The 12,720-nt window shown below is 62.7% G+C and carries 10 protein-coding genes; all 10 read left to right on the top strand.

Features of this window, described 5'->3' with window-relative positions:
• The 10 genes from murG (at position 1) to recN (ending at position 12,716) form a co-directional block, all read left to right on the top strand.
• The gene (gene murG / locus LXM96_RS05075) at positions 1-1,125 is read left to right on the top strand and encodes an undecaprenyldiphospho-muramoylpentapeptide beta-N-acetylglucosaminyltransferase (protein ID WP_239997297.1); all 1,125 of its coding nucleotides are present in this window, start codon (positions 1-3) and stop codon (positions 1,123-1,125) included.
• On the top strand, positions 1,122-2,531 hold the full coding sequence (gene murC, locus LXM96_RS05080) for a UDP-N-acetylmuramate--L-alanine ligase (RefSeq protein WP_239997298.1): 1,410 nt from the start codon (positions 1,122-1,124) through the stop codon (positions 2,529-2,531). The genes murG and murC overlap by 4 nt, the downstream gene beginning before the upstream one ends.
• A gap of 2 nt (positions 2,532-2,533) precedes the next feature.
• Positions 2,534-3,508 carry a UDP-N-acetylmuramate dehydrogenase gene (murB, locus tag LXM96_RS05085; RefSeq protein WP_239997299.1) on the top strand — a complete coding sequence of 325 codons (975 nt, stop codon included), beginning with the start codon at positions 2,534-2,536 and terminating at the stop codon, positions 3,506-3,508.
• A gap of 250 nt (positions 3,509-3,758) precedes the next feature.
• Entirely contained in the window at positions 3,759-4,685 is a 927-nt protein-coding gene (locus LXM96_RS05090; RefSeq protein ID WP_239997300.1) for a D-alanine--D-alanine ligase, read from the top strand.
• Complete coding sequence (locus tag LXM96_RS05095; protein ID WP_317208195.1) at positions 4,673-5,605, top strand: cell division protein FtsQ/DivIB; 933 nt, start codon at positions 4,673-4,675, stop codon at positions 5,603-5,605. The genes LXM96_RS05090 and LXM96_RS05095 overlap by 13 nt, the downstream gene beginning before the upstream one ends.
• Positions 5,602-6,930 (top strand): cell division protein FtsA, encoded by a 1,329-nt coding sequence (gene ftsA, locus LXM96_RS05100; protein WP_239997301.1) that lies wholly within the window; start codon positions 5,602-5,604, stop codon positions 6,928-6,930. Before LXM96_RS05095 ends, ftsA begins: the two co-directional genes overlap by 4 nt.
• Positions 6,931-7,013: 83 nt before the next feature.
• Positions 7,014-8,771, top strand: a complete 1,758-nt coding sequence (gene ftsZ / locus LXM96_RS05105) for a cell division protein FtsZ (protein ID WP_239997302.1) — start codon at positions 7,014-7,016, stop codon at positions 8,769-8,771.
• 246 nt (positions 8,772-9,017) lie between these two features.
• Positions 9,018-9,971, top strand: a complete 954-nt coding sequence (gene lpxC / locus LXM96_RS05110) for a UDP-3-O-acyl-N-acetylglucosamine deacetylase (protein WP_239997303.1) — start codon at positions 9,018-9,020, stop codon at positions 9,969-9,971.
• Positions 9,972-10,178: 207 nt separating this feature from the next.
• Positions 10,179-11,039 carry an outer membrane protein assembly factor BamD gene (locus LXM96_RS05115; protein WP_239997304.1) on the top strand — a complete coding sequence of 287 codons (861 nt, stop codon included), beginning with the start codon at positions 10,179-10,181 and terminating at the stop codon, positions 11,037-11,039.
• A 3-nt stretch (positions 11,040-11,042) separates the two neighbouring features.
• Positions 11,043-12,716, top strand: coding sequence for a DNA repair protein RecN (gene recN / locus LXM96_RS05120; protein WP_239997305.1), 1,674 nt, complete (start codon positions 11,043-11,045; stop codon positions 12,714-12,716).
• The last annotated feature ends 4 nt before the right edge of the window (positions 12,717-12,720 follow it).

A 12,720-nucleotide genomic window follows, 5' to 3' on the forward strand; every position in this document is an offset into this window, starting at 1 on the left:
ATGAGCAAAGGCATCATCCTGCTTGCCGCCGGCGGAACCGGCGGTCATCTGTTTCCGGCGGAAGCGCTGGGCCACGAGCTGCGTAACCGCGGCTACTCCGTCCACCTTGTCACCGATGGGCGCGCCGAACGCTTCGCCGGCAGCTTTCCGGCCGACGAGATCCATGTCGTGCCGTCCGCGACCTTCGCGTCCAAAAACCCCATCGCGCTCCTGCGCACCGGCTGGACGCTGTGGAGTGGCCTGCGCGCCGCGCGCCGCCTCATCAGTCGTTTGAAACCAATCGCTGTCGTCGGCTTCGGCGGCTATCCCACAGTACCGCCGCTTCTTGCGGCCACCTCAATGGGCGTGCCGTCCGTCATCCACGAACAGAATGCTGTCATGGGGCGGGCCAACAAGGCGCTCGCGTCGCGCGTCAAGGCAATCGCCGGCGGTTTCCTGCCGGAGGGCACAGGTCCCCATGGTCAGAAGACGGTCAGAAGCGGCAATCCGGTCCGGCCGGCGGTGCTCGAGGCAGCCAAGACGGTGTATCGCCCCTCGACGGCAAGCCAGGAGTTCCGGCTTCTCGTGTTCGGCGGCAGCCAGGGTGCGCAGTTCTTTTCGAAGGCCATTCCTGCAGCGCTCGCCCTGCTTGATCCGGCAGAACGTTCAAGGCTGAACGTCACGCAGCAGGCGCGGTCGGACGATGCCGTCTCGGTGACCGAAGCCTATCGTGCACTGGAAATCCCGGCAGAGGTTTCGCCCTTCTTCGGCGACATGGCCGAGCGGCTGGCGGATGCGCATCTGGTGATCTGCCGCTCCGGCGCCTCGACGGTCTCGGAGCTTGCTGTCATCGGCCGCCCGGCGATCCTCGTGCCCTATCCCCATGCGCTCGATCACGACCAGGCCGCCAACGCTGCGGCGCTCGTGGCAAAGGGCGGGGCGGAGGTGGTTCCTCAGTCGGAACTATCTGCGGAGCGCCTGGCGCAGTTGATCTCTGCTGCAATGAACGAGCCGGAACGCTTGCAGGCGATGGCTGAAGCGGCCAAGCAGGCCGGGCACCCGGATGCTGCAGGCTTGCTCGCAGACCTGGTTGTCTCTATCTCCGCCCATCGGACAGTACAGCAATACAAAGGAGAGCATCCATGAAGATGCCGAAGGCCATCGGGCTCGTCCATTTCATCGGCATCGGCGGGATCGGCATGAGCGGCATCGCCGAGGTGCTGCACAATCTCGGACATCGGGTGCAGGGCTCAGACCAGGCGGACGGCGCCAATGTTCAGCGTCTGCGCGACAAGGGCATTCCGGTGTTCGTCGGGCACACCGCCGAAAATCTTGGAGATGCGGAAGTGGTGGTCGTCTCGACCGCTATCAAGAAGGACAATCCGGAGCTGATCGCGGCGCGTGAACGTTCGCTCCCCATCGTACGACGCGCCGAGATGCTTGCCGAACTGATGCGCTTCCGCAATGCGATCGCCATCGGCGGCACACACGGCAAGACGACGACTACATCCATGGTCGCGACGCTGCTGGACGCAGGCGGCCTCGACCCGACCGTCATCAACGGCGGTATCATCAACGCCTACGGCACCAATGCGCGCATGGGCGAGGGCAAGTGGATGGTTGTTGAGGCCGACGAATCGGATGGCACCTTCCTGAAACTGCCGGCCGACGTTGCGGTGGTCACCAATATCGATCCGGAGCATCTCGATCACTATGGCAGCTTCGACGCGGTTCGCGCGGCGTTTCGCCAGTTCGTCGAGAACGTGCCGTTCTACGGATTCGGCGTGCTCTGCATCGACCATCCGGAAGTGCAGGCGCTCGTCGGCAAGATCGAGGATCGCAAGATCGTCACCTATGGTGAAAACCCGCAGGCAGATGCACGCTTCTCCAACATCCGCATGGAAGGCACTAAGGCGATTTTCGACGTCGAGATCCGCCGCCGGCGCACCGGTCGCGTCTTCACGTTCAACGACCTGGCGCTGCCGATGCCCGGTCGCCACAACATCTCCAATGCCACGGCTGCGATCGCCGTCGCCAACCGGCTCGGAATCTCGGAAGAAGACATTCGCAAGGGGCTCGCCGCCTTCGGTGGCGTCAAACGGCGCTTCACGCTCACCGGAACCTGGAACGGCGTCTCCGTCTTCGACGATTACGGTCACCATCCGGTGGAGATCAAGGCTGTGCTCAGGGCCGCGCGCGAGGCGTGCACCGGGCGCATCATCGCGGTTCACCAGCCGCACCGTTATAGCCGGCTTTCCAGCCTGTTCAACGACTTCGCCACCTGCTTCAACGATGCCGACAGCATTCTCCTGGCGCCGGTCTATGCGGCCGGCGAAGAGCCGATCGAGGGGGCAAACTCCGAGGCTCTCGTCGCCCAAATCCGCGCTGGCGGCCACCGTGATGCGCGCAATATCGCTGCGCAGTCCGATCTGGCACCGATCGTCGCCGGCATTGCGAAGCCGGGCGATTTTGTGGTTCTTCTGGGGGCTGGCAATATCACCCAGTGGGCAGCGGCGCTGCCACGGGAACTGGAAAGCATTTCGGGACAGTAGGCATGAAACAGGTGAACGGGGAAAGATTGCTGGCGTCGCTGGGTGAGGGCGTCAAGGACATACGCGGCCGGCTGACGCCCGACGCCCCGATGGACCGGGTCACCTGGTTCCAGGCCGGCGGGCTTGCGGAGCTGATGTTCCAGCCCCACGATGTCGATGATCTGGCCACTTTCCTTAGGATTCTGCCGGAAGACGTGCCGCTGACGGTGGTTGGCGTCGGCTCCAATCTTCTGGTGCGCGATGGCGGCATTCCCGGCGTCGTCCTGCGGCTTTCTGCCAAGGGTTTCGGTCAGGTCGATCTCGTCGGCGAGAACCGCATCCAGGCGGGTGCCATCTGTCCCGACAAGCATGTTGCGGCGATGGCGATGGACAATGGCATCGGCGGATTCGCCTTCTACTACGGCATCCCCGGTTCCATCGGCGGCGCCCTTCGCATGAACGCCGGCGCCAATGGGACCGAAACCGTCGACCGCGTCGTCGAGGTGCATGCCGTCGACCGCAGCGGCAACCGGCACGTCTTGAGCAAGGCCGACATGGGCTACAGCTATCGCCATTCCAGCGCGCCTGCCGACCTGATCTTCACCCACGCGATCTTCGAAGGCTATGCCGACGATCGGGCAAGAATCCGGCAGGAGATGGATGCCGTGCGTCAGCATCGGGAAACGGTCCAGCCGGTCAAGGAGAAGACCGGCGGCTCGACGTTCAAGAACCCGGCAGGTCATTCCGCCTGGAAGCTGATCGACGAAGCAGGATGCCGCGGGCTCGTCTGCGGCGGCGCTCAGATGTCGTCGCTTCACTGCAACTTCATGATCAACACCGGCCATGCCAGCGGCTACGACCTCGAATATCTCGGCGAGATGGTACGCCAGCGAGTCTTCGAAAGCTCAGGAATCAAGCTCCAGTGGGAGATCAAGCGACTCGGCATATTCATGCCGGGCCGGGAGGTTCGACCCTTCCATGGGGTGGCCACGGAGTAGTCACTGCCTGAAAGGAAAAGGCCGTCATCCCAACGGGTTGGCGGCCTTTTTTATTGCTTTGATTCAGCCGCGACGAAGCCCGCTGGACGTTTGAATTTCTTACATAATCCCGGCCCGATTAACGAAAGTAAACGGTTCATTAACCATATGGCGCCAGGATGGGTCCTGCGTCGGGAGAAGCGGAATCAACCCGGTCAGTCTGGCGCAAGCGAAGTGTGGCAGGGATGCGTTCTTTTTCCGGAGGTTGGCGATGAGTGGCAAGCATGTGGCTGTTCTGATGGGGGGGATTTCCTCCGAACGGCCCGTAAGCCTGTCTTCTGGAAAGGCTTGTGCCGACGCTCTTGAGTCAGAAGGCTACCGCGTCACCCGCGTCGACGTTTCCCGCGATGTTGCTGCCATGCTTGCCGAGTTGAGGCCCGACGTCGCCTTCAATGCGCTACACGGCCCCTACGGCGAGGACGGTACCATCCAGGGCATCCTCGAATACCTGCAGATCCCCTATACCCACTCCGGCGTTCTTGCCTCGGCCCTGTCCATGGATAAGGAGCAGGCGAAGCATGTTGCCCAGGCTGCCGGAATTCCGGTCGCCGAGGCCCGGGTGATGAGCCGCTTTGATATCGGCAATGAGCATCCGATCGAGCCGCCCTATGTCGTGAAGCCGGTCCGCGAGGGTTCATCCTTCGGCGTCGTCATCGTCAAGCAGGATCAGTCGCATCCGCCGCAGATCCTTGCCTCGGGCGAGTGGCGCTACGGCGATGAGGTCATGGTCGAGCGGTATGTCTACGGCCGCGAGCTGACCTGCGGCGTGATGGGCGGCGAAGCGCTTGGTGTTACGGAAGTCGTGCCCGCCGGCGATACCTTCTACGATTACGATGCAAAATACGCCGAAGGCGGCTCGCGGCATGTCATTCCGGCGCAAATTTCACCGGATGTTTACCAAAAGATTCAATCCTACGCGCTGAAGGCGCACCAGGCGATGGGCTGCCGCGGCGTGAGTCGTTCCGACTTCCGCTACGACGATCGCTTCTCCGAAAGCGGTGAGGTCATCTGGCTCGAAGTCAACACTCAGCCTGGAATGACGCCGACCTCCCTGGTGCCCGAGATGGCGGCTCACGCCGGATATTCCTTTGGTGAGCTCGTTCGTTGGATGGTGGAGGATGCATCGTGTCTGCGTTGAGCGCAAAAATCTCCGGCCGGTCGGCCCGGTGGCGTGCGGCATCCGGTACGGGTGTTGAGGAGCGTCGGGTTCTGCCGCGCCCGCTTCGCCGTGCAGTCCGCTTTACCGTCAGTCTCGCCGCCGGACGCGTCCACGTTCCGCGGCATGTGGGAACGGCCTCCGTTTTTGCTTTTCTTGGCGCCGTCGGCCTCTATGGCATGTCGGTTGGTGGGCACACGGAAGTAGTTGCGCAGTCGGTTACAGCGTCCGCCGGTTTTGCAATCGAAGACGTGCGGGTGTCGGGTAACGAGCAGACCTCGGAGATCGACATCCTGCAACTCCTTGGCCTCGATGGAGCTACCTCCGTTGTGGCGCTCGATATCGAGGCCGCGCGCAAGAAGCTTGCAGAGCTCCCCTGGGTGGAGTCGGCAGAAGTGCGCAAGGTTTATCCCAAGACGATTGAGGTCATGCTCAAGGAGCGCCAGGCTTTCGGTATCTGGCAGCACGGCGAAGAGCTGTCGCTGATCGAGCGAAACGGCAAGATCATTGCGCCTTTGCGCGACAGCAAGTTTGCCACGCTTCCGCTTTTCGTCGGTCGCGACGCGGAAACGGCCGCGGCTTCCTTTGAGCAGGAGCTTGCTGGCTGGCCGGAGCTTAAGAGCCGCATTCGTGCCTACGTTCGCGTTGCCGGCCGTCGGTGGGATCTGCATCTGGATACCGGGGTGGTTGTCAAGCTCCCGGAGGAGAACATCGGCAAGGCGCTTGCAGTTCTCTCACGTTTTGAAGCTCAGCAGGGCGTTCTGGATCGCGACATCGCGGCCGTTGATCTTCGCCTCTCAGACCGTACCACGGTGCAGTTGACGGGCGGGGCGCTGGATCGCCGCAAGGAAGCGCTCGAAGCGCGGACGAAGGCTCTGAAGAAAGCGGGAGTTGCGTCATGAGCCTTTTCGGTTCGTCTGACTTCCTGCCGCGTCTGAAGCCATTGTCTTCCAAGCGCAGTCACGTGGTCTCGGTGCTCGACATCGGATCGACCAAGGTCGTGTGCATGATCGGCCGCTTGACCCCGCGCCAGGAAAGCCTCGTCCTGCCCGGTCGCACGCATAACATCGAGATCGTCGGCATCGGGCACCAGCGGTCACGCGGCGTAAAGTCCGGCGTCATCGCAGATCTCGATGCTGCGGAAAGTGTCGTGCGGCTTGCTGTTGACGCCGCCGAACGCATGGCGGGCCTTACGGTGGATAGCCTCATCGTCAACATTTCGGCCGGTCGCCTCGCAAGCGACATATACACTGCGACGATCGATCTCGGCGGGCAGGAAGTGGAAGGGGCGGACCTTCGCAAGGTGCTGATCTCTGCGAGCCAGCAGTCGCAGCGGCAGGATCGGGCTATCCTTCATTCGCTTGCAACCGGCTATTCCCTGGACGGTGAACGCGGCGTCCGCGATCCGCTTGGCATGTTCGGCGACGTCCTGGGAGTTGACATGCATGTGGTCACCTCTGAACGGACGATGCTCAAGAACCTCGAGCTCTGCGTCAATCGTGCCCATCTTTCGGTCGAAGGCATCGTTGCCACGCCTTACGCAAGCGGTCTTGCGGCTCTTGTCGATGACGAAGTGGAGCTTGGTTGTGCCGCCATCGACATGGGCGGCGGCACCACCACGATCTCGGTCTTCGCCGAAGGGAGGCTCGTCCATACCGACGCCATTGGCCTGGGTGGCCATCATGTCACGACAGATCTGGCACGCGGTCTTTCGACCGGTATTGAGGACGCCGAGCGGCTGAAGGTCGTCCACGGCTCCGCACTGCCGAACGGCGCGGACGAGCGCGAACTGATATCCATTCCGCCGATTGGCGAAGATGACCGGGATCTGCCGACTCAGGTGCCTCGCACCCTGGTGACGCGGGTCGTCCGGGCTCGGATCGAGGAAACGCTGGAATTGATCCGCGACCGCATTCAGGCGTCGGGGTTCAGCCCGGTGGTAGGCAAGCGCGTGGTGCTGACGGGTGGCGCAAGCCAGTTGACCGGCCTTCCCGAGACTGCGCGTCGGATTCTCGCGCGCAATGTCCGGATCGGCCGCCCGATGGGCATCTCTGGCCTGCCGGTGGCGGCCAAGGGGCCAGCGTTTTCGACGGCCGTCGGACTGATGATCTATCCGCAGGTCGCGGACATGGAAACACATGCGTCGCAGGGTGGGCTTATTGCCGCGCTCGGCAGCGGAAATGGCAGATTGTCCCGTGTTGGGCAGTGGCTGAAGGAAAGTTTCTAACCCAATCCCAAACGGGTAGGGCTCGTAACTAGGCAATGAACAGGCCGGCGGCGATGCGGCCAAAGTGAGAAGGAACGGGTACAATGACTATCAAACTGCAAAAGCCCGATATCACCGAGCTGAAGCCACGGATTACCGTCTTCGGCGTCGGTGGCGGTGGCGGCAACGCCGTCAACAACATGATCTCCGCCGGTCTGGAAGGCGTTGATTTCGTCGTCGCCAATACGGACGCCCAGGCGCTGACGATGACCAAGGCCGAGCGGATCATTCAGATGGGCGCCCAGGTAACGGAAGGCCTCGGCGCCGGCTCGCAGCCCGAAGTCGGCCGCGCCGCTGCCGAAGAGTGCCTCGACGAGATCGTCGACCACCTGAATGGCACGCATATGTGCTTCGTCACCGCCGGCATGGGTGGCGGCACCGGCACGGGCGCGGCGCCGGTCGTTGCCCAGGCGGCCCGCAATAAGGGTATCCTCACCGTGGGCGTCGTGACCAAGCCATTCCACTTCGAAGGCCAGCGCCGCATGCGCCTTGCCGAGTCCGGCATCCAGGAGCTGCAGAAGTCGGTCGACACGCTGATCGTCATCCCGAACCAGAACCTCTTCCGCATCGCCAACGACAAGACCACCTTCGCCGACGCCTTCGCGATGGCCGACCAGGTGCTTTATTCCGGCGTTGCATGCATCACGGACCTCATGGTCAAGGAAGGCCTGATCAACCTCGACTTTGCCGACGTTCGCTCGGTAATGCGCGAGATGGGCCGCGCGATGATGGGCACCGGCGAAGCATCCGGCCCAGGCCGCGCCATGCAGGCCGCCGAAGCGGCGATCGCCAACCCGCTGCTCGACGAAACCTCGATGAAGGGCGCACAGGGCCTGCTGATCTCCATCACCGGCGGTCGCGACCTGACCCTCTTCGAAGTCGACGAAGCAGCAACCCGCATCCGCGAGGAAGTCGATCCGGACGCCAACATCATCCTCGGCGCCACCTTCGACGAAGCTCTGGAAGGTCTCATCCGCGTCTCTGTTGTCGCCACCGGCATTGATCGCAGCGCCCACCACGGCGACGTCCGCGGCTTCGAGACTCAGGTCGCTGCTCCAGCACGTCCCGTCATCCGTCCTTCGGCGGCCGTTGCTCCGGCTCCGGCCGCAGTGCAGCCTGCTCCGGTCATGCAGGCACCGAAGGCCGATCCGATCGCGGATACGATCCGTCAGGCGGAAGCCGAGATGGAACGCGAACTCGCAATCGCCGAAGCTCCCCGTCCGGCCGCACCGCAGCCTGTCGCACCACAGCCGGTTGCTCAGCAGGCCGAGCCTGAGTTCCGCCCGCAGAGCCGCATTTTTGCAGCCGTTGCCCCGGCAGAAGCTCCGGTTCTGCGCGCTGCTGCTGCACCACAGATGCAGGCTCAGCCTGCCCCGATGATGCAAGCCGCTGCCCCGCGCATGCCTCAGCCGGAAGCACCGGCTCCGGTCATGCGCGAGACGGTCGAGCCGGTCCGCATGCCGCGCGTCGAGGACTTCCCGCCGGTCGTCAAGGCCGAGATGGACCACCGGACTCATCAGGTCCAGCACGTGCAGGAAGAGCGCGGTCCGATGGGTCTCCTGAAGCGGATCACAAACTCACTCGGTCGTCGCGACGATGAAGAACAGGGTCCGGCCGAAATGGCCGCGCCAGCGCCCGTTGCCGCTCCTCAGCAGCGCCGTCCGCTCTCGGCCGAGGCAAGCCTCTATGCACCGCGGCGGGGCCAGCTCGACGACCATGGCCGAGTGAACCCGCAGGCGGGTGCAGCTCATGAGGACGATCAACTGGAAATCCCGGCCTTCCTGCGCCGGCAGCACAACTGATCCTGGTTGACAGCATCTGGAAACGCGGGCCCGGCACAGACCGGGCCCTTTCCCGTTGCTGGGCACGAGGGGTTAGAGGATTGGAGAACAAGCACTTAAGACCGTAACAATCCGAAAGAAACATTGATTTGGTTTGTTCCCGAGGCATGCGTAAAAGAACGTAAACCATACGGTGCGGCCGTCAAATGACTGTCACCCGGACATGCTTCCCCGCCCACGGGTGGGGATTGAACAAGGCAGAATATAATGACGATCGGACTTCTCGGATTTCAGACCAGCATTGCAGCTCCTGTCACTCTGACGGGAATTGGCGTGCATTCGGGAATGCCTGTCACATTGACTTTTCAGCCTGCGGAGGCAGGCACCGGCGTCGTATTCAGCCGTATCTTCCCTGATGGCAGCTCTGTCGACTATCGGGCGGTATCATCGCAGGTCGGGCCGACAGACTTGTGCACCATCCTCGGCAAATCCCCCTCGACCTGGATCGCGACGATCGAGCACGTCATGGCCGCGCTCTATGCGCTTGGCATCGATAACGTCGTTGTCGAAGTTGATGCAGGTGAGATGCCGATCATGGACGGCAGCTCCTCCGCCTTTGTTGACGCCATTGAGCAGGTTGGCTTTGTCAACCTTGGGGTGAAGCGACGCTATATTCGTGTGATCAAGCCGGTCCGTATCGATTCGGGTGCGTCTTGGTCGGAGTTTCGTCCATTCGCGGGAACGCGGTTCGAGATCGAGATCGACTTCTCCACTCCGTTGATCGGCCGTCAGAGCTGGAAGGGCGACCTAAGTGCAGCAGGCTTCAAGGATGAGCTGTCGCGGGCTCGTACCTTCGGCTTCATGCGTGACGTCGAGCAGCTTTGGGCCGCCGGTTACGCGCTGGGCTCCTCGCTGGAAAATTCGGTGGTGATCTCCGACGACGACACGGTCGTTAATGTCGGAGGCCTGCGTTACAAGGACGAATTCGTCCGCCACAAGGCGCTTGATGCCGTTGGCGATCTTGCTCTCGCCGGTGCTCAGTTTATTGGTTGCTACCGTTCCTATCGCGGTGGCCATAAGATGAACGCCAATGCGCTCAAGGCGCTGCTCAGTGATCCGACGGCTTATGAGATCGTGGAGGCGCCGATGCGCAGCCATCGGGTTCGGGCAGGCGAGTTCGTTCCGGTGAAGGTTCCTGAGCTTGCGGTCGAGTTTGCTTGACGTTATTACCTCCAGTCCAACTCGCCGCCCCTTGTGGGCGGCTTTTCTTTTCATGGAACGGTTCGCTGGCCGTGCCCATCGGGTTGGAAGGTTGTGCCATAAAATTGCGTTAATACCTCCGCATTGCGTTGCCCTCGGGCTGCTTGTATGGCTAGAACGCCAGCTTGAGCAGCGGCAATTGTGCGCGGGATGATCAGGAACTTGCGAATGGCTTATGCGACGTCTGTGGTGATGAAAAGAGCGGCCAGAATTGCCCTGGTGTCGGTGGCGCTCGCGGGTGCGGCTTTGAGCGGCTGCCAGTCTGACAAAGATATCGACATCACGAAGCTCGGCTTCGAGAGCGAGCCACCAGAGACATTGTACGCCCAGGGGCTCGCCAATATGAAGGCGGGAAGCATTGCCGAAGCGTCGCGCAAGTTCGATGCCATTGACCGCCAGCACCCTTTCACGGAATGGGGCCGCAAGGCGCTGGTCATGAGCACCTTCAGCAAGTACCGACTCGGGCGGAACGATGAGGCGATCAGCACCGGGAACCGCTACCTGAAGCAATATCCGAACTCGGAAGACTCAGCCTACGTCCAGTATTTGGTCGGTCTATCCCATTCCCGGAAGATCGCGGACGTGACACAGGATCAAAAGGCTGCGGCGCAGACGATTGAGGCCATGTCGCGGGTGGTCAACGACTACCCTGATTCGGAGTACGTTGAGGATGCCCAGGCTAAGATCCGTTTTGCGCGCGATCAGCTGGCGGGCAAGGAGATGCAGGTCGGCCGCTATTATCTCGAGCGCAAGGAATATCTCGCCGCGGTCAAGCGCTTCCGTGTCGTGGTAGAGCAGTACTCCAACACCAATCAGGTGGAGGAAGCGCTAGCCCGTCTCGTGGAGACATATTTTGCAATGGGTATCGTCGAGGAGGCACAAACCGCTGCCGCGGTTCTTGGCCGCAACTATCCGGACAGCCAGTGGTATGCGGATTCCTACAAGCTGCTGCAGACGGGCGGCGTCGAGCCGCGTGAGAACCGTGGCTCCTGGATTTCGCGCGCCGGGGCCAAGCTCATCGGCGCCTAAGCAATGCTCGTCCAGCTTTCGATCCGCGATATCGTCCTGATCGAGCGGCTGGATCTCGATTTCGAGTCCGGCCTGTCGGTGCTGACGGGCGAGACCGGGGCGGGCAAGTCCATCCTTCTCGACAGTCTATCGCTCGCTCTAGGCGGGCGCGGCGATGGCGGGCTCGTGCGGCATGGCGAGGACAAGGGGCAGGTGACGGCCGTCTTTGACGTTTCCGGCCAGCATCCCGCCCGGCTGCTTCTGCGCGAAAACGGCATCGACGACGATGGCGACCTGATCTTTCGCCGCATCCAGTCGGCGGATGGCCGCACCCGTGCCTCCATCAACGATCAGCCCGTCAGCGTTCAGCTGATGCGTCAGGCGGGGCAGGTCCTGGTGGAGATCCACGGCCAGCACGACGACCGCGCTCTCACCGACACCAATACCCACCGCACGCTGCTCGATGCCTTCGCCGGATTGGCGGATGAGAGCCAGAAGGTATCCGGCCTCTACCGTGTCTGGAAGGATGCCGAACGTGCCTTCAAGGCGCATCGGGCCAAGGTGGAGGCCGCGGCGCGCGAGGCCGATTACATCCGCGCCTCCGTCGAGGAGCTGGAAACCTTGAGCCCCCGCGACGGCGAGGAAGAAGAGCTCGCCGAGCAGCGCTCGCAGATGCAGAAGGCGGAGCGGATCGCCGGTGACATTTCCGAAGCCTCCGATTTCCTCAACGGCAATGCCTCTCCGGTGCCGCTGATCGCCTCGATGGTGCGGCGTCTCGAGCGCAAGAGCCACGAGGCGCCCGGACTGCTGGAAGAGACGGTCGAACTTCTCGATGCCGCCCTCAACAGCCTCTCCAACGCCCAGATGGAGGTAGAGGCCGCGCTGCGGAAGACGGAGTTCGACCCGCGGGAGCTGGAACGCGTCGAGGAACGCCTCTTTGCCCTTCGCGCCGCAGGGCGCAAATATTCCGTTGCGGTCGCCGATCTTCCGGCACTGGCCGAGAAGATGGTCGCCGATCTCGCGGATCTGGACGCGGGCGAAGAAAAGCTCGGTCAGTTGGAGACGCAGGCGGCGGTAGCCAAGGCGGAGTTCGACGCCACGGCATTGTCGCTCTCGGAAAAACGTCGCCATGGCGCCGAAGCGCTCGCGGAGGCGGTAATGGCGGAACTGCCTGCGCTGAAGCTGGAGCGCGCGCGCTTCATGGTGGAGGTCACCAGCGACCCGGAAGCGGCGACAGCCGAAGGCATCGATACCGTCGAATTCCATGTCCAGACCAACCCCGGCACGCGGCCCGGGCCGATCATGAAGGTCGCCTCGGGTGGTGAACTTTCGCGGTTCCTGCTGGCGCTGAAGGTGGCTCTTGCCGACCGCGGCTCCGCACCGACACTCGTCTTCGACGAAATCGACACCGGGGTTGGCGGTGCCGTGGCAGATGCCATCGGCCAGCGGCTGAAGCGGTTGTCGGAAAAGGTACAGGTGCTGTCCGTCACCCATGCGCCGCAGGTGGCAGCGCGTGCGGCGACGCATCTTCTCATTTCCAAGGGACCGGCTGGCGACGGATCAGAAAAGATTGCCACGCGCGTCGCCACCATGGCGCCCGAACATCGCGCGGAAGAGATTGCGCGCATGCTGGCTGGCGCCTCCGTCACCGACGAGGCACGTGCGGCGGCAAAGAAGCTGCTGGCCGGGGCGAGCTGATCTA

The sequence above is a fragment of the Rhizobium halophilum genome (assembly GCF_021648825.1).
GTDB lineage: Bacteria > Pseudomonadota > Alphaproteobacteria > Rhizobiales > Rhizobiaceae > Neorhizobium > Neorhizobium halophilum.

Bases quoted from the DNA above. Each gene is read 5' to 3' on its own strand.
- ftsZ (WP_239997302.1), top strand. From the start codon at position 7,014: ATGACTATCAAACTGCAAAAGCCCGATATCACCGAGCTGAAGCCACGG.
- LXM96_RS05115 (WP_239997304.1), top strand. From the start codon at position 10,179: ATGGCTTATGCGACGTCTGTGGTGATGAAAAGAGCGGCCAGAATTGCC.
- recN (WP_239997305.1), top strand. From the start codon at position 11,043: ATGCTCGTCCAGCTTTCGATCCGCGATATCGTCCTGATCGAGCGGCTG.
- murB (WP_239997299.1), top strand. From the start codon at position 2,534: ATGAAACAGGTGAACGGGGAAAGATTGCTGGCGTCGCTGGGTGAGGGC.
- murG (WP_239997297.1), top strand. From the start codon at position 1: ATGAGCAAAGGCATCATCCTGCTTGCCGCCGGCGGAACCGGCGGTCAT.
- lpxC (WP_239997303.1), top strand. From the start codon at position 9,018: ATGACGATCGGACTTCTCGGATTTCAGACCAGCATTGCAGCTCCTGTC.
- ftsA (WP_239997301.1), top strand. From the start codon at position 5,602: ATGAGCCTTTTCGGTTCGTCTGACTTCCTGCCGCGTCTGAAGCCATTG.
- murC (WP_239997298.1), top strand. From the start codon at position 1,122: ATGAAGATGCCGAAGGCCATCGGGCTCGTCCATTTCATCGGCATCGGC.
- LXM96_RS05090 (WP_239997300.1), top strand. From the start codon at position 3,759: ATGAGTGGCAAGCATGTGGCTGTTCTGATGGGGGGGATTTCCTCCGAA.